Annotated in this window: 16 protein-coding genes; 10 read left to right on the top strand and 6 right to left on the bottom strand. The window is 42.3% G+C overall.

Annotation, left to right across the window (positions count from 1 at the left end; translation table 11 throughout):
• The first annotated feature begins 33 nt into the window (after positions 1-33).
• On the top strand, positions 34-819 hold the full coding sequence (locus tag JIG41_RS11710) for a hypothetical protein (RefSeq protein WP_199524785.1): 786 nt from the start codon (positions 34-36) through the stop codon (positions 817-819).
• A 54-nt stretch (positions 820-873) separates the two neighbouring features.
• Here the strand turns inward: JIG41_RS11710 and JIG41_RS11705 are convergent, their stop codons facing one another.
• Positions 874-1,251, bottom strand: coding sequence for a hypothetical protein (locus JIG41_RS11705; protein WP_180311796.1), 378 nt, complete (start codon positions 1,249-1,251; stop codon positions 874-876).
• Positions 1,252-1,269: 18 nt separating this feature from the next.
• Positions 1,270-4,422 carry a DUF3427 domain-containing protein gene (locus tag JIG41_RS11700; protein ID WP_199524784.1) on the bottom strand — a complete coding sequence of 1,051 codons (3,153 nt, stop codon included), beginning with the start codon at positions 4,420-4,422 and terminating at the stop codon, positions 1,270-1,272.
• 359 nt (positions 4,423-4,781) lie between these two features.
• Here JIG41_RS11700 and JIG41_RS11695 point away from each other — a divergent pair, with 359 nt between their 5' ends.
• Positions 4,782-5,654 (top strand): nuclease-related domain-containing protein, encoded by an 873-nt coding sequence (locus tag JIG41_RS11695; protein ID WP_036972500.1) that lies wholly within the window; start codon positions 4,782-4,784, stop codon positions 5,652-5,654.
• A 995-nt stretch (positions 5,655-6,649) separates the two neighbouring features.
• Here JIG41_RS11695 and JIG41_RS11690 read toward each other — a convergent pair.
• Complete coding sequence (locus tag JIG41_RS11690; protein ID WP_199524783.1) at positions 6,650-7,504, bottom strand: LysR family transcriptional regulator; 855 nt, start codon at positions 7,502-7,504, stop codon at positions 6,650-6,652.
• A gap of 81 nt (positions 7,505-7,585) precedes the next feature.
• Here JIG41_RS11690 and JIG41_RS11685 point away from each other — a divergent pair, with 81 nt between their 5' ends.
• Both JIG41_RS11685 and JIG41_RS11680 read left to right on the top strand, forming a co-directional pair.
• On the top strand, positions 7,586-7,807 hold the full coding sequence (locus JIG41_RS11685) for a DUF2798 domain-containing protein (protein WP_065979259.1): 222 nt from the start codon (positions 7,586-7,588) through the stop codon (positions 7,805-7,807).
• The gene (locus JIG41_RS11680; protein WP_036972494.1) at positions 7,804-8,091 is read left to right on the top strand and encodes a putative quinol monooxygenase; all 288 of its coding nucleotides are present in this window, start codon (positions 7,804-7,806) and stop codon (positions 8,089-8,091) included. The genes JIG41_RS11685 and JIG41_RS11680 overlap by 4 nt, the downstream gene beginning before the upstream one ends.
• 107 nt (positions 8,092-8,198) lie before the next feature.
• On the opposite strand, the gene JIG41_RS11675 is transcribed toward JIG41_RS11680, so the two are convergent.
• A complete protein-coding gene (locus JIG41_RS11675; RefSeq protein ID WP_075593406.1) occupies positions 8,199-8,504 on the bottom strand; it encodes a hypothetical protein in 306 nt (101 codons plus the stop codon).
• A 113-nt stretch (positions 8,505-8,617) separates the two neighbouring features.
• On the opposite strand from JIG41_RS11675, the gene JIG41_RS11670 reads away from it, so the two are divergent.
• Together JIG41_RS11670 and JIG41_RS11665 are read left to right on the top strand one after the other, a co-directional pair.
• A complete protein-coding gene (locus JIG41_RS11670; protein ID WP_074988479.1) occupies positions 8,618-9,532 on the top strand; it encodes a LysR substrate-binding domain-containing protein in 915 nt (304 codons plus the stop codon).
• Positions 9,533-9,951: 419 nt separating this feature from the next.
• The gene (locus JIG41_RS11665; RefSeq protein ID WP_199524782.1) at positions 9,952-10,641 is read left to right on the top strand and encodes a hypothetical protein; all 690 of its coding nucleotides are present in this window, start codon (positions 9,952-9,954) and stop codon (positions 10,639-10,641) included.
• Between the two features lie 78 nt (positions 10,642-10,719).
• Here the strand turns inward: JIG41_RS11665 and JIG41_RS11660 are convergent, their stop codons facing one another.
• Together JIG41_RS11660 and dgt are read right to left on the bottom strand one after the other, a co-directional pair.
• Positions 10,720-13,122, bottom strand: a complete 2,403-nt coding sequence (locus tag JIG41_RS11660) for a hypothetical protein (protein ID WP_199524786.1) — start codon at positions 13,120-13,122, stop codon at positions 10,720-10,722.
• Between the two features lie 113 nt (positions 13,123-13,235).
• On the bottom strand, positions 13,236-14,693 hold the full coding sequence (gene dgt, locus JIG41_RS11655; protein WP_199524781.1) for a dGTPase: 1,458 nt from the start codon (positions 14,691-14,693) through the stop codon (positions 13,236-13,238).
• Positions 14,694-14,898: 205 nt separating this feature from the next.
• On the opposite strand from dgt, the gene JIG41_RS11650 reads away from it, so the two are divergent.
• The 4 genes from JIG41_RS11650 to JIG41_RS11635 are packed head-to-tail and all read left to right on the top strand — an operon-like array spanning position 14,899 to position 21,466.
• Complete coding sequence (locus JIG41_RS11650) at positions 14,899-16,326, top strand: glycerophosphodiester phosphodiesterase family protein (protein ID WP_230236217.1); 1,428 nt, start codon at positions 14,899-14,901, stop codon at positions 16,324-16,326.
• Positions 16,327-16,337: 11 nt separating this feature from the next.
• Positions 16,338-18,653 (top strand): carboxypeptidase-like regulatory domain-containing protein, encoded by a 2,316-nt coding sequence (locus JIG41_RS11645; protein ID WP_199524780.1) that lies wholly within the window; start codon positions 16,338-16,340, stop codon positions 18,651-18,653.
• 17 nt (positions 18,654-18,670) lie between these two features.
• On the top strand, positions 18,671-20,431 hold the full coding sequence (locus tag JIG41_RS11640; RefSeq protein WP_199524779.1) for a hypothetical protein: 1,761 nt from the start codon (positions 18,671-18,673) through the stop codon (positions 20,429-20,431).
• Positions 20,432-20,443: 12 nt separating this feature from the next.
• Positions 20,444-21,466: an ectonucleotide pyrophosphatase/phosphodiesterase gene (locus tag JIG41_RS11635; RefSeq protein ID WP_199524778.1), complete on the top strand. Its 1,023-nt coding sequence runs from the start codon at positions 20,444-20,446 to the stop codon at positions 21,464-21,466.
• Positions 21,467-21,515: the final 49 nt, after the last annotated feature.

Genomic DNA, 21,515 nt, shown 5'->3' with positions numbered 1-21,515 from the left:
TATCTTTGTCCTGCGATCAACTGCTTGTAACTCATGGTAAATGCTTCTGTTTGTTTGGCGACGATAGAGTACCACCAACAGGCAGTTGATCTCTTCTCACCGTTTAACCATGAGTGGTGCACTTATTATCTGAATTCGGGGTTTGATGAAACTGAAAAATTGACTATTGATTTGAATGATATTAGTAGAGACTTATCACTATTAACTCGATTAATTTTGCAGCAAAGTTCTTCATCCTATAAAGCAAAAATTTTAAAGATATCTCAACTAAAAGAGAAATTAAGAAAGTTAAAGCTAAAGAGAGTAGAAATAACGGCAATTAGTAAGGTCTATAAAGATGAAATTAAAGCTTATGAAAAAGATGTAGCAAAACATATTGCAATACCGCTTTTTGTTTATAGCTCTAAAATACTTCAGTCTCGCCCTGAGGGAAGCGGTATATTTTTAATTACGCCAACTAAAGGAAACGAAAAAGGCTTTATGAAGTTCAGCGCTACACCTAATGATAGTCATGATGCATGGAACACAATGAGTTCAGGACAGCTTGCTGGTGTTGTTATCTCATTTATGCTAGCAATGAATAAGGTTTACCCTTCTAAGTTAGCAACTATCTTGATTGATGATCCAGTTCAAACTATGGACGAAGTTAACATGGCTTCTTTTGTTCAAATGATGCGATATGAGTTCTCAGATCTTCAAATCCTTTTATCAACACATGAAAGTAAAGTAGCTAATTATTTTCATTATAAGTATATTCAGGCGGATTTAAAGTCATTACCGGTTAATATGAAAAATAAGAAGCTAGAATATATAAATTAGTATGAATTTTAGATTAAAATATCTGATTGATTTTCAATAGATATTTTAATCTTACTATCTATTTTTCCAGCCAATACCAGTAACTATGCCCATGCCAGCTGCAAGAACATGAGTTAATATTTTTAAAGCTGTATTACTATCATCTTTAACAAAAATTAGTCCAAAGATTAAAGTAATTATGAATATCAAGATACCAACTAGAAGCCAAAAACCGTGGCTAAAGCGTTTTTGATCTAAGACCATGCTCTTAAGTTCACGTTCGTGCTTTAATTCAATATTTTTATCATATGACTTCACTCCTTCAAAAAGAACTCCTGTAATCATTTCTAAATTTTGATTATTCTTTTTTACAACACCATATGTACTTTCTTCATCATTAGTTAAACCATCGAAGTGATTTTCTAGTTTTTCTTCGAGTTCTTTAATTGACATTTTGTCTCCTTAATTTAGTTACCCAACCGCTAATTTCCCAGCCTCATGCCACATCTCGTTTGGCATGGGGCTTACTAATTCCCATGTTATGTTCATTGGCTGGCTGCCGCTGTGGCTTTGATATGTAACCTCGCCATAGTTCACAAATCCCATGGTTCGGCCGTTTTCATCTTTGCTTTGTTCACGCACAAACAGCAAGATGGTTTTGCCTGTTTGTTGGTGCTGAATGTAGCTTAGGCCGCGGCCGTGTTCTGGTCGGGCGCTGTTTTGCGTTTGCCAATGAAACAAGTTTGGGCTGATTGCATAGTCGTGATACAGCGTTGTTGGTGAGTAGGTTTTTTCGCACTTATTGAGCGTGACGAATAGTAGCTCTAAATTTTGTTCTTTGAACTCTAATACACCTTCGCGAGCGGTCGATTTTTTATCAAACGTATGCGCGCCGAATGCCGCTAATATTTGTTGGCGAGTGTAGCGGCTGTGCAATTTTATTGCATGGTTTGGTAAGCACGCTAAATCACTTTCTTGTTGCTGAATACGATTTATTAAAAGCGCAATTACTTCTGATAACTCTTGTTGTAATAACGGGTTTTTTAGTGCTTGTAAGCTTTGCTTAAGGGATTTAAACCCTAGACTTGTGCCAGTGTTATCCCAAAAATTGTAATGTGCCATGAGTGCATACTGTTGATTTTTAGGTGTTATCTCAATGCTAAAGTCGCTGTTACATAAATCGCGTAAAAAGCACAAATAGCTCAGTGAATCACAGCTAAGTAATTGCGTATTTATAGCTCTGTAATAGGCACTATATATATCAACTTGATCTGCTGGAATATCATCGTCTTTTAACCAATGCCAACCGCCATGCCTTGTATCTTTTGGTTTATAAATATCTTCTAATGTGACTTGTGGGTTTATACGTACAAAGTTGCTTAGCGTTAGCTCGTCGCTTGTATGATGAGAATAACTGTTTATAAGCTGTTGCAAACGGCGTTTGCTGTTTGTTGCTTGTTGTATATTACGTAAAATAGTTTTTTGCGTGCGTTCTTGTAGCTCTATACGACAGCCCAGCGGCAAGTGCGGAAAATTATTTTCTATTTCGGTTTTTATTGGCTGGTTACTTTTTCCAATGAGTGCGCGAAACTTATTGGCAAAGTCATATTCGGGGCGAGCGTTACCAACAAAGTCGAGTACAGTACAACATTGCTTTTGGCTGTTGTCGGGTAAACGTAGTCCACGACCTAATTGCTGTAAAAATAGCGTTAGGCTCTCGGTTGGACGCAAAAAGAGCAGGGTATCTACTTCTGGAATATCGACCCCTTCGTTAAAAATATCAACGACGCAGAGTATGTGTATTTCACCTCGTCTAAGCGCCTGCTGTTTGTGTTTTCGTTCACTAGTATTTTTACTGGTAAGTACGTCTGCACTTATACCTGCAAGGTTAAACTTACTGGCCATAAACTCAGCATGATCTTGGCTTACACAAAATGCTAATGCCTTAATAGCGTTAATATTTGTAACGATGTCGTTGAGACTCGATATGATTTTATTCGCGCGGTTATTCTCGCCTGTATATAGCTTACTAAGCTCACTAATATCGTAACGACCGCCTCGCCACGTTACCGTGCTTAAATCTGTATCGTCATCAAGGCCAAAGTATTGGAACGGGCATAAATGGCGCTGATTTATGGCTTCTGGTAAGCGGATCTCTGCGGCAATAACACCACAGAAATCTTCTAATATATTTGCCCCATCTTGCCTTTCAGGTGTGGCCGTTAACCCTAATAAAATGTTTGGTTTGAAGTAATTAAGAATGCCACGGTAACTGTTAGCACTTACGTGATGCACTTCATCAATAACAATATAATCATAAAAATCAGCACTCAATTTTATGTTGTCGATTTGGTTGTTAAGGGTTTGAATTGAGGCAAATAATTGGTTGTATCTTTGAGGTTTGTAGTTGCCAACCCAAAGCTCGCCAAAATCATTATTTTTTAGCACTCCACGATATGCGCTTTGTGCTTGAGTGAGGATTTCTTCTCGGTGAGCAACAAATAAAAAGTTGGCATTTGGTTTTTTGTCGTACACGGTTTTAAAATCAAATGCAGATATGATTGTTTTACCTGTGCCTGTTGCTGCCACTACTAAGTTTTTAAAGCGATTGTGAACGTTTCGTTCAACACTTAGTTTTTCTAAAATAGCTAATTGATGAGTTTTAGGGGTTATATCAAAATAGAACTGGTTACTTGCTTGTCCTTTACCACGCTGTTCATTCAGTGAGTTTATTAGCTTTTCTTTACATTCAACTTTACCACTAAACAGTTCAAAGTCTGGTGATTGCCAGTAGGTTTCAAAGGTGCTTTTGGTTTTAGCGATAATATGCGGAATTTCTTGCGCTGTAATTTTTAAATTCCATTCAAGGCCGCTGGTGAGTGCCGAATGCGATAAGTTAGACGAACCAATATAGCCAGTATGAAAACCGGTGTTACGCATAAATAAGTAAGATTTTGCGTGTAAACGTTCTTGCTGATTGTTATAGCTTAGTTTTACTTCAGTGTTTGGTAGGCTTGCCAAAAACTCAACCGCTTTAGCATCTGTTGCCCCCATATAAGAGGTGGTGATAACCTTTAGCTTGTTACCACTTTTGGTAAAGGCTTCAAGTTCATTTTTAAATATTCTTAGCCCTGTCCACTTTATAAATGAAACTAACCAGTAAATAGTGTCGGCCGATTTTATCTCACGCTTTAATTCTGTCTCGAGCGATATACCCGCATTCGCGCCACTAAATAATTCGCTTTGGGTAAGCCCTGTTAATGGAAATATATCTTTGGCGTAGTCTTTGAGGTTTGCTGCAATTGGGTTTTCAGTATTGAATAGTGCAGTGAGGATTCTGCCTTGGCTATCTACTAGGTTTTCACTTATTAGCTCATCATCTCGAATATGATCTTTAAGCCAAAAAACTAAGTTATTTGCTAGATTGATTTGCTCTTGTAAGCGATTATTTGAACTAGGTATAGCATCAATCGCGTGAGCAATTAACTTACCTAAAAATCGAGACAGCCAAGTGGCAGCTTCTGCTGATTCAAGTTGGCGTTCTCCGACATAAAACTGTTCACGATCTAGGTGTTGCTCGATTACTTGAGTAATCAGCTGCTCGTAAATACCAACCTGTTCCATAACGACTCCCTGTTTTCGAACAGCCAGTTTACTAAAATAGATAATGAAAACAAATAATAACTCATTGGTAATTTGAAGGCTTTAGTTACGGTTACACCCCGTGTTCACACCCGAAATTGAATTAATTATGAGTAATTAACAGCATGGATGCTGTAGAAAGCGTAGCTTGGCCATGGATGGCCTATCTACGCTGGTTACGTTCATTTAATTAATTCAAATTGAGGAAACAGTGTGAACCTCGGGGCGCCGAGAGATTCCAAAGAGAAGTCGGCGGTTACTTCTCTTTGGTTGCCGTCGCCAACGCGACAGAATTAAATAATTAATGTATAAATAAGCTGTTTTCAAAACAGGTAATGCTAATGGAAAATTTCTTAAATCAAGGACTAAGTCTTTTATTCGTCATCATTGGGGCATACTCAATACTAGGTGTTATATTCTTTAAGTTATGGATACATCAAAAAAATGCAAAGTTACCTATTGAGCGTAAAAAGCTTTTGCGTTTAGCAGCACAGACATTGAATGACCAAGTTAATGACAAAATATTTGACGTTGTAGGTTACATATTTTTAGCAGTATTTATTATCACAATGCCTTTTGCACTTAAAGGGATTGCCGAAATGTTTGCTAGTGGTCAATTAAACTACTTTTTTATCATCTTTATAGCTATCGGCTTAATCTATACGGCAAGAAAGTTATGGCTTGAGTCAGATAAACTTATAAAATTGAAGCTTGGGCGTGATGCTGAATTAGCCGTTGCAGCTGAGTTAATTGAGCTTCAATCACATGGCTACCAAATATTTCATGACATTCAAGCCGATGGGTTTAATATTGATCATCTTGTTATTGGTTCGAATGGTGTTTTTGCAATTGAGACAAAAGGTCGGCATAAGCGCATAAAAGATGACATCAATTATAAAGTGCGATTTGAAAACAATTTATTAGCCTTCCCTTCATGGAATGAGAGTAAGCCGATTGAGCAAGCGGAAATACAATCACAATGGGTCTATAAGTGGTTAAATGAGGCTACGGGGTTTCAAACACAAGTAACACCAATTTTGTGCTTTCCAGGTTGGTTTGTTGAATTAAAACAACGACCACCATTTCCAATTGTTTCCCACAAACAGTTAGCCAAAGCTATCTTATCGATGCGTAAATGCCAGTTAAATGAAGTTATGCAAAAAGCTATTTGTTATCAAGTCATTCAAAGGTGCGCATATAGTTCAAAAGCTTAAATTAAAATTTCTGAGTTTCAGTTGTAAATGCACATCGAGCATGAGGTTAATACGCGCTATAAAATCGCTGCGACAAATTCACTGTTAAAACAGCTCCTACGGGTGGTGGCTTTTAGGTATGGCGGTGTATTTTTGTGTGTTGCGGCAATTGAAAACGCGCGAAATAAATTTCACGCCTACAAGAGCGGAATAGCGCCAAGGTGCGAGATTTGAGATGCGAGATGCGAGATGCGAGATGCGATGTGCGAGCTTAGATATTCAATATTAAAGAGCCAAGCCTAGAGCGAATACGCACTATAAACCGCTGCGAAAGATTCACCGTTAAAACGGCTCCTACGGGTGGTGGCTTTTAGGTATGGCGGTGTATTTTTGTGTGTTGCGGCAATTGAAAACGCGCGAAATAAATTTCACGCCTACAAGGGCGGAATAGCGCCGATTTGTGAAGTGCGATGTGCGAGCTTGGAGATTCAAGCTTAGAGAGTCGAGTTTAAAGAGCTAAGCCTAGAGCGATACGCGCTATAAAATCCCTGCGAAAGATTCACCGTTAAAACGGCTCCTACGGGTGGTGGCTTTTAGGCATGGCGGTGTGTTTTTGGATGTTGTGGCGATTGAAAAACGCGAGAAATAAATTTCACGCCTACAAGGGCGGAATAGCGCCGAGGTGCGAGATTTGAGAGTTGATCATAGAGAGCAAAGACTAGAGAGCCAAGCCTAGAGCGATACGCGCTATAAAATCGCTGCGAAAGATTCACCGTTAAAACGGCTCCTACGGGTGGTGGCTTTTAGGTATGGCGGTGTATTTGGATATTGTGGCGATTGAAAAACGCGCGAAATAAATTTCACGCCTACAAGAGCGGAATAGCGCCGATTTGTGAAGTGCGATGTGCGAGCTTAGATGTGCGAGCTTAGATGTCGAGCTTAAAGAGCCAAGCCTAGAGCGAATACGCGATGTTAAATCGCTGCGACAGGCTCACTCACAACACAAGCAGCAAGTCTTAAAGCGCTAATACTTCCCCTTGTAAGCTTGGTGACCCCGCAATACTGGTTTGTAGTTGCTCTATTAATAACTGCGCATTCGCAGAGGGTGTGCGCGAGTGAGCCCACAGGGCGTAAATTGGCCGTGCTGGAATGCTGTGGGGCGTTTCTACATAACTAAAGTTGTGGGTGTCTTTTATGCAGCTAATTTCACTCATGGGCAGTATGCCTACACCGTAGCCTGCTTCGATCATTTTTCTGGCGATTGTAATATCAAAACAAAAGCTTATTTGTTCAAATTCATTTTTTAAAGCGGTTAATAATCCGCTAGGCAGCTGCGACTCTGAATAGGGCAGCACTAGGCGTGATGTTGGCGCCCCTTTCTTTACTATCAGCTTTATGGCAATCGCCCCTAGGCGTTTTTGAAAATAGCTTGAATCTTGTTGTTCGCCCACTCTAATCGCTAGATCAAAACGCTTTTGGCTTAGTTGGCTATTGGCATTACTTGGGTAAATGTGGAGATTAAGCGCAGGGTTGGCTAAGGCAAACTGATTTATTGCGCTCATGAGTGGGCCAGCAATGATATTTTGTGGGCACAAAAGGTAAAAGTCTTTTGCTCCCGACGAGTCATTTAATTGTTTTAATTGGCTATTAAGTGCAAGCACTTGCTGACCGAGTTCATCGTAAAGGGTTTCACCTTTGGCTGTGAGTACAATGCCTCTGGCGGTGCGTTGCAGCAATGGTTCGCCAAGTTTGTCTTCTAATGCCTGTATGCGCCTAGAAAGGGTTGAAAGGTTTAAGCCGAGATCTTTTGCTGTTTGGCTCATGCTTTTACGGCGCGCTATCTCAATAAACAAATGCAGATCATCCAGCATACGACTCCCTCAATCTTAGTTTGCATTTTCGTGACTGTTGTCACTTGCCCTGTGCAAATATAGTAACGCCAAGGAGGACATATGAAAATTCATTTTATTTTTACTGCGGCGTTTTCGTTCTTAATGTCGTTTTTATTATCGGCATGGGTTACATACGTGAATTTAGGCCTAAGCGATACGTTTATAGCAAGTTGGATGAAGGCCTTTGCCAATGCGTGGCCGGCTGCGTTTGTGGTGGCGTTTACAGTGGCACCGCCTATTAGAACATGGGTTTTAAAGTTATTTAGTAAGGAATCAGTATGATAAATATAGTTGCAAAAATCACCCCTAAAGCGGCGTTATTCGAAGAGTGTAAAGGGCGTTTACAGTGCATTTTAGCTGCCACTCGCGCAGAGCCCGGATGCAACCGATTCGAGTTGTTTGCAAGTAAGGAGCAGCGCTGTTTGTTTTTAGTGGAGCAGTTTGTATCGCAAGCTGCGCTTGATGCGCATTATGCTCAGCCTTATACCAAAGCGGTGTTCGCGTTTTATGAGAATGCGTTGGCAGAGCCGGTTGAAGTTGAGAAAGTGGAAGAAGTTATAAACTAGAAGTTAGAAGTTAGAAGTTAGACGTTAGAAATTTTGGGCGCTAAAAAAAACTAGGCTACTGGGGAAGTACTGCTATTCGTAGCCTAGTTTTACAAGGTTGAAACAGGTTAAAGCATGGTTAAAATTTGTTTGGCTTTGTCACGTGTGAGGCAGGCGGCCATGGGGCGTTTGGCAAATAATTTTGCAGACACGGTGTGCTCTTTGCCATTGTATTGATTATGCAGTGTTTGCACATTCACGCGGCACGTTACGGTGTATTGGTTTTCAACGTAGCGAATTTCAACGCGTTCTACTTTTTGAATTAAGTTTTTATAGGGGTAGCCTTCGTCGGTATCAAGCTGAGTTACAGCGGGTTGGTTTGCATAGCTTGCACTCGAGAGGCAAATAAAGAGTAAAATGATGCAGTATTTCATAACAGTTATCCTTAATTGATGGCGGTTGGCTGTATGAGTATTACGTGAGAGAACAATGCTGACAAACGATTAAAAATTGCCTATGCTTAAGTTTTTATTAACCATAAGCGCATATGAAACTTCCTCCTTTAAAGAGCCTTTGGTATTTTAAGCATGCTGCAAAGCTTGGCAGCTTTAAGCTGGCCGCTGAGCAGTTATTTGTAAGCCAAGCTGCTGTGAGCCAACAAATTCGGCTACTCGAACAGCAACTGGGTTGTGCTTTATTTACCCGTCATACGCGTTACGTTGAACTAACGCGTCAGGGCGAGCAATTATTGCCTCATGTACTCAAGGGGTTTGATCATTTGCATACGGGTGTGCAGTCATTAAGCCAAGACAGTCACCCAAATACGTTAAATTTATCGGTGCTGCCTTCGTTTGCTAGTGGCTGGTTACTGGGGCGTATCAGCGATTTTCAACACCAATACCCAAACATAAAAGTACGTATTGAGCCTAGCGATCAATTGGCCGACTTTTCAACAGGGCAAGTTGATTTAGGTATCCGATTTGGTCTTGGTAATTACCCAGACTTACAAAGCGAGCTTTTAACCGATGACAGCTTATTTTTAGCTTACAAACCGGGTTTAATTGATGTAACTAAAACGCTTAAGCCGCAAGTAATGGCGCAAAAACTAATAAAAGATATTTGCCCCGATGCCGAACGAGGTTGGTTAACGTTTGCAGAGCAATTAGGCATGAACGCCGATGCGTTACCTTCGCTCGAAATAGACAATGCGGCATTGGTTATACAAGCAACCCTTGCAGGGCAAGGTATTGCTATCGTACGCCGACGCTTAATAGAAACACAATTACAACTTGGACAGCTTGAAATTTACCCCGACTTTGAATACCCATGCCAATTTAAATACTATTTAGCGGGGCCAGCAGAGCATTTTACATGGCACAAGGTGCAGGTTTTTAAAGACTGGTTAATGCGCCAATTTGAGCTTGACGATGAGCAATTTTATAAGCATCAGCAGTCACTTTAATGACTAAGCGGCATTATATTAATTCGCAATAATACTTAATCGTTTTGAAGGATTAAACCTGTCGCTAGCGGTGCTTAAAATGTCTGGTTTATGACTGCATGGATGCAGGAGGTAGCGCAATGCAGGAGCAATTGCCGAGAACAACTCAATAACGACATGTTTGCCTTGTTATCAACGGGATTTTATTGCCCCAAGATTGCTCACTTAATTAAATGAATAGGTATTACTGCCTGTTGTAGCAAGAATGATTTAATAGTGGCAGCGCCCAGTAGGTAAATAATGAATACGAGGGGCGTATACACCTTAGCCATTATTTAAAGAAGAGCGGATAAAGAAGCGCGGAGATTTAACGCAACCGTATTGAATTTTTAGCTAAAAATGGTACTCTGTGCCTCTCTATTTTACAGTGACGTAAATTAATGATTAAACGGATTTTATTCTCTCTGTTATTGTCGCCGAGTGTGTCATGGGCGCAAACAACAGCACCTTCAGTTGAATGCCACGCTATGGAAGCTGAACGCAGTGAACTGCAATCGGCACTGCGTAAAACTCACCTGCTCGACGAAGTTGATGATTACAAACAGCGCATTCAAAACTTATCTGATCGCATAGCATCGAATTGTTTAACCGAAGCGCAAATAGCTGAGCGCAAGTTCGCATTTTATAACCATGATATTGCTTACCTTGAAAATTCGTTAGCGAAACCCTTGTCAGAACAAGCATACATTAGCAAGCAGGCCGCATGGGACCGTTTTTATGTGATCCCGTCTCGTTGCCTTAATAAGCCATTGTCAGTGCAATATTTAGAGTGGTGTATTGAGAATAAGCAAGTGCAGTTTCAGCAGTTTGATATGCTATGGCAGCAAAAGAGCACTCAAACGGTGCGTTCAGAAGTAACATCTAACGATTCATTTCATGAGTTTAAATTACCCAGTAAAGCCGAAAGAACAAAGTTAAGTGCAGAGCGTGAAATAAAGCGCCACACCTATAAGAGTGACTCGTTTTTGCCAAAAAACATTATTCTTTTGTGTGTGCTGGCCGTGGCTGTTTTCTTTTCGTTGATATTTGTTTTTCATTGGTTAATGCGCCCGCGCACCACACTGAAATAAAAAGGGAAAGCACGGTGCTTTCCCTTTTTTTAAAATCTTTATTGATTAAAAAAACCTTTATTTAAAAAACCTTAGTCGCTAGTCGTCGGTTTTGAGTTGTTTGGCGCGTTCTTCGGCGTCGATCAAGGCTTGAGATTTCGGCTGTTTAGCTTTGCTCTCTAACGAGGGTTTTTCTGATGAGTTTGGATCCCACGCAGGGTCTAGCGACAAGTTAGCGAACGGATTGTGTGGCTTACTGTCGGTATGCTCGTCGTTATCATCTTGTTGTGCTGGTTCTTGCTCTTGCTCGGTTTCTGTTAGTGTTTCATCATCGTTTTGCTCTGTATATTCAACCTGAGTGTGCTTAGGCTCTTCGTACAGTTCTTGCTCAAGTGCTTGTAACGCTTTTGCCAGATCGTCGTCGCTAATATCGTCGTCGGTGTTTGATGGCTTAGGTTCAGTAACTAGCGATGGCTGGTCGTTAAATTGATCGGCAAATGATAAATCGTCACCCATTAACGATGATAAGTCGTACTCTGGTACGTCATCTTTTACAGGCTCGTCGTCTGACAGCGGCTCTTGCTTTGCGTACTCGTCGAAGCCAAATGATGAACTGCTGGTAAAAGCAGGCGCTTGTTCAAGCTCGTCATTAATAAGCTCATTGGTCAATGGCTCGTCTGTAAGCGGTTCTTGCTTTGCGTACTCGTCGAAGCCGAATGATGAACTGCTAGTAAAAGCAGGCGCTTGTTCGAGCTCGTCATTTGAAAGGTCGTCATTTTTAAAATCGTTACTTTCAAAATCGCTACTTTCAAAACTATCGTTTTCAAGAAGGTTACTTTCAAGATCATCATTTATAAGCTCATTGGTCAATGGCTCGTCGTCTGTAAGCGGCTCTTGCTTTGCGTACTCGTCGAAGCCGAATGATGAACTGCTAGTAAAAGCCGGCGCTTGTTCAAGCTCGTCATTTTCAAGCTCGTTACTTTCAAGAGCACTGCTTTCAAAACTATCGTTTTCAAGAACGTTACTTTCAAGCTCGTCATTAATAAGCTCATTGGTCAATGGCTCGTCGTCTGTAAGCGGCTCTTGCTTTGCATACTCGTCGAAACCAAATGATGAACTACTGGTAAAAGCAGGCGCTTGTTCAAGCTCGTCATTTTCAAGCTCGTTATTTGAAAGCTTGTCATTTTCAAAATCGCTGCTTTCAAAACTGTTGCTTTCAAGGTCGTCATTAATAAGCTCATTGGTTAATGGCTCGTCGTCTGTAAGCGGCTCTTGCTTTGCGTACTCGTCGAAGCCGAATGATGAACTGCTTAACAAGGTTTCAGTTTGCGTGGGCTCAGTATCTTTGGGCTCAGTTTCATCTTTGGGCTCTGTCTCGTCGTTATCGAGTTCAAGCTCATTAAACTGATCCGCATCGGCAAAATCAGTGTGTTGCTCGTGAAAGTCGCGTTCAGCACTAAAGCGGGCAAGTTCCGAAAGCTCATCGTTGCTGTCTTCGTTGTCTGTGGCTGTAAACGAACGACTTTGCTCTAATTCGCTCTCTATGTCGGGGGCTTGTTCTGTGCTTTGCTCTGCAAGTATCGCGGCGGTGGCCGATTTAAGTCCTTCGGCTTCTTTATTTGCATTTGCGGCGGCTTTTAGTGCTTGCGCTTCTAGTAAGCTGTGTTCAAGTTCAGGGTGTGTGTCTTGTTGTTTACTTTTGCGTAATCGTACAATAAACAAACCCGCCACAAGCAGCACTAATAGCACGATTAAGCTGGGCATAAGCAGTGACGTTGACGAACTAGGCGCGGCGCTTTGCATCGGGGCTGGTTGTGGTGTTGGTGCAGGCTCTGCGGGTATTGGCGCGGCATCGACTGGTTTTTCTGCCTCTGTTGCTGACACAGGGGGTGTATCAGATGCGGGCTCGCTTTCAAGGTTATCGGTTGAATTATTTGTCTGCGGCGCTGTTGTTTGTGATGCTGTTGTCTGCGGCGTTGCTGTCTGCGCCGTTGTTAGCGCTTCGTTAGTCTCGTTTTGCGGCTGCGGTACGCTCTGCACTGGCTCTGTTGTTTCAAGCGCTGATGCATTGGCTACAGGTTCAATGGCGGCTACATCAGAAATGAGTTCTGGCTCTGATGAGGGCGGCGTATCTTGAGTTGCTTGCTCTAATTGCGTTACGTCGAGGTTTTGTGGCTCAGGTGCTGGGGTATCGTCAGCAATGCCTTGAATGGCAGCCGAGTGCTCTGTTGGGCTTACTGATTTGTTGGGGGTTATGGGGGTTGATTCTGCCGATTGCGCGGTTAACTTTTCAAATGCTTCGACATTGTGGACAGGCGTCGGATTTTTACAGTTCTTTTCATAGTTACGAGCTGCAGAGCGATAATTGCGATTACTCGTATTATTACGAAATTCATGCATTTGTTGTTTTAACAAAATGCACATGGCCTCATTATACTGCGCTTCGCTGGTGAAACTTACACTAGCAAGTATCAGTAAAAGTGTTGTTTTTATAATTGGCATAGTTTCCTGACCAGTAAGGTTAATCTGGTGACCCAAACAATGACTTAATTCTAAGCCTTGATAGGTTTTTTATCCACATTTTGTTAACAAATTAAAATAAATAGCTAAATGAATCAATCAATAACCATTAAAGCGCGGTACTCGTCGTAAGCAAATTGGTCGGTCATACCGCTAATGTAATCTTGAACAAGTCTGCAACGGTAATAAAACTCATAAGCTGCAAAGTGATCGGGCTCTGCTTTTAAGGCATCAATGGCTTTTTGGTAGCTGTTTATGTGTTTATTTGAGAGCTTTTTAACGAGCCGTGTTTCAATTAAATATTGAGGGTCGCCTTTTAAAACCCGTTTAAAGGCGTCGTGGTCAAGGGCGAGTAACGGTTTGTAGCAATCGAGCAAACCGCTAATGATCCGATAACCTTGCAGCTCTAGGCGCTCTACTTCTTTGTGGCAAAATACATGTTTAATGGCCACTTGTTTTAACGTGAGTGTGACTGCATGCAAGTGACTGCGATCTTCCAGTAAGGCTTGGTTAAAGTCGCCGTGGTAAATGGCTTCAATATTGCCAACAAAACGCTCTGCGGCATAATTTACCAAGGGGTGTAGCAAGGTCACGCGTAGGTAAATAAAAAACTCGCTATTATAGTTATACGGCTGCTCGGCGGCTTTACTCAGTGCGTAATCAATGGCTTTTTCGGCAAAGTCACTGTGCTTGGTGTCGTTAAGCGTGAGGTTTGTTAAGGTGCGCGTGTATTGCTCTTTTAATTTTTCGCACAATAGTTCAACGTTTATAATGCCTTTTTCTACAGCGTCTTCTATGTCGGCAAGGCAATACGAAATGTCGTCGGCTGCTTCCATTATGTAACTTGCGGGGTGGCGGCAATATTGCTCTATATCAAGCTCGGTTTGCAGTGCCTCAATAAAGGGTTTTTCGCTAAAGTAATAACCCACTTTTTTCATTAAGTAATTTTTGTCTTGTGGGATGTCTTTTTTAGCCATGCTGGCAGGGCGGGTGTACTTTAATATGCCGGCGCTTTGGCTGTATGTTAGGTTGAGTGAAAGCAAAGAATGAATAATGCGAATACCTTGCGCATTGCCTTCAAAATTTTTGATGTCTTGTGCAAGGTGCTTAAAAATAACATGTATGCCACTGGTTTTGCAGCGCTCTGGCGTGAGCGACTCTAAGTGTTTTTCAAACCATTGGTTTATGGCGGCTTCGCCAAAGTGACCAAATGGCGGGTTGCCAATGTCGTGCATCAAACACGCCATTTCAACAAGGCTCTCTAAGGGCCTTTCTAGGCCTGCAAGGCCATACTCTTTTTGTTGAGCGTCGCTTAACTTATTAAAAATTGTTTGCACTATAAAGCGCCCCACTTGTTGTACTTCAAGTGAGTGGGTTAGCCGCGAGCGCACCGCTGCATTGCGTTCGAGTGGGAAAACTTGGGTTTTTTGTTGTAAACGACGAATGGCGGCACTGTTAATAATGCGCCCCCGATCACTTTCAAGGGCAGTGTGTAACGTGTTGGTTGAGCGCATTTCGCGCGCAGGGGTAATTTTTTTACGAAAGTCGATCATGTTTCATTCCCACGAGGCGCTTCCTATTAGGCTGCTCAGTGTTGTTATCAAAACTGCGATAGTTATTAAATTTAATCTAACAGCTTGTATCTTAAATTAAAATATTTGGATTAATTAAAGTTATTACTTTAAATCGGGACCTCTATTCATATATTATTCAGCTTTACACACTTCTTTATGAGCTCTAATAAAAAAGGAAAGCCTTTTGGCTGTAAATGCAATGATGCAAACTTCGTTTACTAAACCTTTGCTGCTGGTCGGCATTTTACTTATTTGTGTTGGCTTAACGGCCTGTAAAAGTACCCCAGAAGCGACTCCTGAAAGCACGCTCACTGTTGCACAAAAGCAAGCAGTGAAAGCCAAGCAAGAAGCACTGTTTGCCCGAGGCTTCTTTGAGAGCCAACTTGGCAATATTAACTATGTGTCGGCGCGACAATGCAGTGGATTTAACCTGCAAAGCCACCGAGGTTCGATTCGTTACGCCGAAAACTCAGTTAATGCAGTGATTGATGCCATTGATAATAACTTTGACGTGATTGAAATTGACGTGCGTATTACCCGCGACGATGTGTGGGTCGTACACCACGATGCGCGCACCGGCCGCGAAACGGGCACGGTCGACAACAAGCGTCGCAAAATTGAGTCGATGAGTTATAAAAAAGAGTGGGGGTATTTACGCCTGCGCAATCAAGATACAGGCTTACTGAGTGATGACTTGCCTGCCTCTTTTCGTGAGTTAGCGTCGAGCTTTGCGCGTTATCGTAAACCGCATCAAAAGCTTAATATTGAGATTAAATCAAACGCTTCGATCAACGATCTTAAAATGCTCGACTACCTGGCGTATGAATACATAGGTGGCGGTAATTACTTTTTTAGCAGTTTAGAAATGCGCAATTTAACGCGTATGCGTGACATTAACCCCGACATTTATTTAGCGTTTATTCAGTCGCCAGCTAAAGCGTCTATGAACAAGCTTGCCAGTGACTTAAAACGCGGTGCAGGGAGTGACCCTATTTATGAGCGCAACAAAGAACAGCTCGAAAGCTTGCAAGCGTTAGGTAATCGTTATCACCGTGAAAAGCGTTACGACAGCCCGTTGCAGCTCGACAAATTAGCAAAACAGCTGAAGCGTAACTTTGGCTACGTGCTTGATATTCGACACTACAAGCAAACCGCTGCTCGTTTAAAGCCCAGTGCCAAGGCGCGTGGCATTATGATTGCGACTTATTCAATTAACGGTCACGACTATCATGAGCGCAGTTTGTTAGCGCAGTCGCGCTCGGTGCGTCCCGACTCTGTGATTATTGACGACACGGTGTATGGCTTTTGCTCGGTGTTTGAGCTGCCAAACGTGACCCCTTATTTTAGCGATGAAGCCGACGCTAAGTTAATAGCAAGCATGCCCGATGATCTTGATTTAGAGCGCCTAGACGAGCTTAAAGCGTATCAAAGTAACAAGCTTTATCCAGCTGTTGGAGGCACGCTTAAATCGACTCAAGCAGTGAGCTATGTTCCACAGGTTACACAGACGCCTAAAGCACCCAATCTCGAAATTGGCACACGCCAAGCCGATGAAGACTTTAGCTTGGAAACCGACCCAGCGGTTGAATTAGAACTACGTAAAAAGCAATAAAGAACAATACTATGACTACAATAATAAAGCCGTTTTGGTGGCGCTGTCTGCTGCTTGTTTTAGCTACTTTATATTTATTACCCGAAGCTATTTTTAATTCGCAACTTGTGTCGCTCGTAGGGTTAGGCACCCCTTCTGCGGCCGATTTAGAGCACCTCGAAATTTATGGGCGTGCGGTGTCGGGCGTTGGTGTCGCACTGTTATTAGCCGACTTCTTACCCAAAGCCATGGTTGCTAAAGTTGGCCGCGGTGTTGTTTCGTTTATTGCGCTACTTTGCCTTGTGTGGCCGGTGGTGTTTTTTGGGCAAAAGTACGCCATCGAAAAAACGTTAATAGAACCCTCAACGGCTGAGCAACGCCAATTTGCAACCTATAGCGCAGCGCTGCGTGATGCCTTGGCAATTAACTCAATTAAAGTAAACGACCTTGATTACAACCCCGAACAACTGCACAGCTCAGAAAACCTGACTTTTTTAGCGTTGTTTGGTGGCCTACTTTATAGCGATGCGGCACTGTCTGATAACCTTGAGCAAGATAAGCGTAAAATTATTGCCTCTTTCGTGCAAAAGAAGGCGTATCAAGACTTTGATAAACATTATAAAAATTACAGCCAGTTGTACGATGAGCTGGTGGTTAAGTACAAAGCCTACGCACAGGGCAGTAAAAAATATAACCATACGTTAGCCAGTATTGGTGAGCGCGAGCAAGGTTATTGGCAACAGGTTGAGCAAGAAATCAACAGCGGGTGGAATAAGTATCAACAAGCGCAAAAAGCCCATATTGCTAAAGCCTCTGCGCGTGCACAAAAGTACGGCCCTAAAATATACGATTACCACAATAGTATTGCAAAGTGCCGTGAGCGCTACGATAAAAGCAGCGAAAAAGACCGCCGTAATCGCTGTTACGAACGTGAAGCGGCCGATTACCGAAGCACCATTTTAAAAGCCGGTATTGGTTACATTGAGCCAGACTATTGGTTAATTGAAGAAGATGTCTCGGTAGCAGAAAACGCCGCAGGCACTATTTTAATGGGCGTGCTAACGGGCGGTGTTTACACTGCATTGCAAGCGGCAAGTTTAGCGACCGGTGGCGACGGCGGCTTTAAAGATAAGCGGTATAAATACACCGACGACCCTGATCATTATCAATTACGTTTTTTACAGCATCCTAATTTACATAAAATGTTTGCTAAAGAAACGGGTTACCCGTTTACCCTTGAAAACTTAATGGCGTTTCGTGCACACGACACCACGCAACAAAAGCTGCGTGCCCATTTTGCAAGCAAAGGCCTTGAGCTTGATAGCACATGGAATGTGAATCAACGTCAGGTATTTGCTAATGCCGTTGCGACTAAAGTCACTCAAGAAGCGACAAACCAATGGCAAAGTGAAATGCGCAAACGGGGTATGAGCTTACAGCCTAACTTAAGCTGGGTTGAGTTTCAGCTACACCCGGAAGTTCAAGCCAAAATCGCCGACCGTATGGGCGACTTATACGTGAAAAACATTCGCGCAGACTGGAATAAAAAGAACTTTAAAGATCAGGTGCTTGATCCGAATATTGAAAAACGTACCGACAAGTACGTAGCCATGCTTAATAGCGCTGAAGGTAAATTTGCCGATGGCGGTGAGTACGCGCAGTACGGTAAACAGGCGCTGCGTTCGGTGATTATTCCGCCTATTTCAATGTCGTTATCGTTATTTTTAATTTGTTTAACGTTTAGCAAGCTGCCGTTGAAATTATGGCAACTTATTAAACCTGCCCAAGAAAAGCAGCCAACAACATGGCTGAGCGTACTGCAAAAACTGATAATGCCTGCCGTGATTTTAATTGCCCCAGTGCTCTTTATTCACAATAGCTTTACCGAAGATGAGCAAAGCCCGGTTAACTACTTTTTAGACAAAGTGGATGAGTCGAGTAATCCGGTATTTAGCTACGCGATTCGTTGGACTCTTCATGCCCAGCCGGTACTGCATCCTTTAGGCTTAGCCTTTGAAGAAAAACTGCATATATACGAGCGTTTTAGCCCGATGAGCCATGCGCTGGCACAGGTTGATATTTTACGTCACGACACGGCAAATTTAAGCGCCGAGCAACAATCTCGCAGACAATATTTGGTTGAGCAAAAAACCAAACTGACCATTGCCACCAATGCACCTAATGCCACGGTTCGTATTATGAATATAGGCCCTAAGTACCGCCCAGGAATGACTTTAAAAACGGGCGCGTACGATATTCAGGTGTCGGCACCGGGGTATAAAACGTATCGTCGTTGGCATCAAATAGAGGCTGGCGAACAAACATTAACAATTGATTTAAGTAAATAATTAAGCAAGGAATGACTATGCAACATTGCCAAAATACGGTGTATGCCACCGATCTTCACTGTTGTGATTGTGGTGAAGCTCTTGAGCAAAAAAGACAAATGCACACGGTTGAAGAGCTCAACCCAGACTTGCTTGCTGAAGTAAAACACTACTCGCCACAAGCCTGCACGATTACCGGTGTTGTTAAATCGATGTACTACTATAAGCGCCGTTATAAAACCAATAATGACGATATGTTATATGGCTATTGGTGGTTAGAAGTTGAAGACAAACACGGCCAGATTCACGAGTTTAGCGTGGATGCTGAAAAAGAGGTGATTGCTAATTTACAAAAGGGCAATGTGATCACTGCATTTCAGCCAAGCCCTTTGACACTAAATTACCGAATAGCAAACAACGACGCGATTAAAGTCGTGAAGAATAACCGCTTTATGCCAATTGTGATTGTGCACTTTGCTGATCAACAATACCGCAGTTGGGATAGCAGCATTAACCGAGCCTACACCGGCGGGACTGTGCTATGGCTTGTATTGGGCTTTATTACATTTTTAGTGATGCTATTTGCTGCCAAACTTGAGTTTGTGCCGGCATTATTAGCAACCTTGCCTGTCGCTATCGGGGTATTTATTGCAGAACATAAATACCATAAAAAAGCCAAGGCCAAAAAGGAAGCACACTACGATGCGATTTTAGCGGCCACCGATGTCATGTTATCAACCAGTCAAAATCAATTGGGGTATCACATGCTTGCTCGCTTGCCGAGTAAGTCCGATGTAATTTGTATTTCGTGTCAGCAGCGTATTAGTAAAGATGCCGCACACTGTTATTGTTGTGGTGTTAAGCAGCATGTTGAGCCGGTAGCATCGGTTTTGGCAGATGACGAGCAAAGCACAGAAAACCAAACGGTGAGTGCAGAGCGAAAGGCTGAATCACATTTAGTTAAACCAACCACTATTGCTGATCTTGAACACGCCATAATGGGTGAATACAGCCTAGACTACAAAACAAACTATGTGCATAAAAACGTGTGGGCGCGTAATGAAAAGGGCACTATTCGTCACCGTGCCGTGCTAGGTAAAGTATTAGACAAAGCACAAAGCGCGCACGCCAATGAAACCCGTGAAACAGTCACTACAACAGAAACCACCACCACCTACCGTGGCGGTAATTATGTTGGCACCGATGTGACAGAGCGCGTTCAGGTATACCGTAATCGTAGCACGACCCTAAAAGGTGAGATCATGCTCGAAACAGCCTCGGGCGAGCCGTATATTTTTAAAGCCGGTGAAGACTTATTAGGGTCTGTCGATGTCGGTGATTGGGTTTACTATGCCTACAGTGATGTAGAAACACAGCGTTATTCAAAGTACTACCGTGAGTATGCGGTGAATGTGAGTAAAGATATTAAATATGATTACTCATCAGTTAAACGCTTTGGTATGGTGCATGGTTTTAACCGTATGGTAATGCTAGGCCTTACATCAATTGGCTTGGCTTGGTATTTAGACCCGCAAGATTTTTATCCACTGGTGAATGCGCTTGTGCCAGACGCCGGCATTGAGTTACTTGATCAATACCCGCAAGTCGTGGAGCATTTAGATGGCTTTCCTGTGGTGGTATTTATTGTGTTAAGTGTGGTTACTGGGCTGTGGGGATTTATGTATAGCTTAGCAAATGGTACACGTTTAAAACGCAGTGTGAAAAAGCTTGAAAGCACGATCACAAAATTTTCAAAAGAGTACGGTAACATACTCGAACGAATCAAAAAATTAAACTAATAAGGGTTTTGTATGCGTATTTTTCAGTTACTTTTAGCAGGTTTGTTAATCATAAGTGGAACGGTAAAAGCTGATAGTGAGCAGTCTGTTGTGCTTATTTCGATAGATGGGTTTCGCTGGGATTACATTGAAAAACACCGCGCATCTGCGTTAAAAGCAATCAGTGAACAGGGTGTAAGGGCAACCAAAATGCGCCCTGTTTATCCAACTAAAACTTTTCCTAATCACGTGTCGATTATTACGGGGTTGTTGCCAGTAAACCACGGTATTGTTGATAACCGTTTTTGCGATACACAGCGCAATGAGTGTTACAGCATGGGCAAAGGCAAAGACGACAGCACTTGGCTAAATGGTATTCCGCTTTGGAACCTTGCACAAATGCAGGGGGTTAAAGCGGCAACCTATTTTTGGCCAGAGTCTGATGCGCGCTTTAACGGCATGTTGCCAGATTACTTTTATCACTATTCTAAGCACAGTGATTACCAAAAACGTGTTGATCAAATTATTCAATGGTTAAGCTTACCAAAAGAAAAGCGCCCACGTTTGGTGGTGAGTTACTTTTCGTTGGTAGACAGTATGGGGCATGAGTATGGCCCTGATGCAAAGCAAACCTTTGATGCAGTACAAACCTTAGATGCCTTAATGGCAGACTTGCACACACGCTTAAAAGCGCTTGATGAGAATATTAATTTGGTGATTGTTTCTGATCATGGCATGTCGACAGTTGATCCCCAACAGAGCATCAAAATTAGTCAGCTACCAGAGGATGATAACTTCATTGTTAAAAACACCGGTCCGCGCGTGCTTTATTACGCCAAACCAGATAGCCAAGCCGATATTGCGGGGTTTAGCAAAAAGCTTGCTAAGGCGGCAGATGGCCGATACATCGTTTTAAATGATCAACAAAAGCGTGATTATCATTACGATAAAGGCCCGCGTGTGGGTAATGCCAGTCAGTTAAGCAGTTTTTTGAATAAATATGTGAATATTATTCAGTTAAAGCTGCTTAAAGCAGGTGGGGACAAAATTAGCTAAAGACCATATAGCAAAAGGGCTTCAGTAAGATTTTTATAAATCATCGCTG

Origin of the sequence: Pseudoalteromonas sp. bablab_jr011 (assembly GCF_016464045.1) — a bacterium.
Taxonomy (GTDB): Bacteria; Pseudomonadota; Gammaproteobacteria; order Enterobacterales; family Alteromonadaceae; genus Pseudoalteromonas; species Pseudoalteromonas lipolytica.
This window is presented reverse-complemented; position numbering and strand designations above follow the sequence as displayed.

Coding starts and splice junctions, on each gene's coding strand:
- JIG41_RS11710 (WP_199524785.1), top strand. CDS start 34: ATGGTAAATGCTTCTGTTTGTTTGGCGACGATAGAGTACCACCAACAG.
- JIG41_RS11705 (WP_180311796.1), bottom strand. CDS start 1,251: ATGTCAATTAAAGAACTCGAAGAAAAACTAGAAAATCACTTCGATGGT.
- JIG41_RS11700 (WP_199524784.1), bottom strand. CDS start 4,422: ATGGAACAGGTTGGTATTTACGAGCAGCTGATTACTCAAGTAATCGAG.
- JIG41_RS11695 (WP_036972500.1), top strand. CDS start 4,782: ATGGAAAATTTCTTAAATCAAGGACTAAGTCTTTTATTCGTCATCATT.
- JIG41_RS11690 (WP_199524783.1), bottom strand. CDS start 7,504: ATGCTGGATGATCTGCATTTGTTTATTGAGATAGCGCGCCGTAAAAGC.
- JIG41_RS11685 (WP_065979259.1), top strand. CDS start 7,586: ATGAAAATTCATTTTATTTTTACTGCGGCGTTTTCGTTCTTAATGTCG.
- JIG41_RS11680 (WP_036972494.1), top strand. CDS start 7,804: ATGATAAATATAGTTGCAAAAATCACCCCTAAAGCGGCGTTATTCGAA.
- JIG41_RS11675 (WP_075593406.1), bottom strand. CDS start 8,504: ATGAAATACTGCATCATTTTACTCTTTATTTGCCTCTCGAGTGCAAGC.
- JIG41_RS11670 (WP_074988479.1), top strand. CDS start 8,618: ATGAAACTTCCTCCTTTAAAGAGCCTTTGGTATTTTAAGCATGCTGCA.
- JIG41_RS11665 (WP_199524782.1), top strand. CDS start 9,952: ATGATTAAACGGATTTTATTCTCTCTGTTATTGTCGCCGAGTGTGTCA.
- JIG41_RS11660 (WP_199524786.1), bottom strand. CDS start 13,122: ATGCCAATTATAAAAACAACACTTTTACTGATACTTGCTAGTGTAAGT.
- dgt (WP_199524781.1), bottom strand. CDS start 14,693: ATGATCGACTTTCGTAAAAAAATTACCCCTGCGCGCGAAATGCGCTCA.
- JIG41_RS11645 (WP_199524780.1), top strand. CDS start 16,338: ATGACTACAATAATAAAGCCGTTTTGGTGGCGCTGTCTGCTGCTTGTT.
- JIG41_RS11640 (WP_199524779.1), top strand. CDS start 18,671: ATGCAACATTGCCAAAATACGGTGTATGCCACCGATCTTCACTGTTGT.
- JIG41_RS11635 (WP_199524778.1), top strand. CDS start 20,444: ATGCGTATTTTTCAGTTACTTTTAGCAGGTTTGTTAATCATAAGTGGA.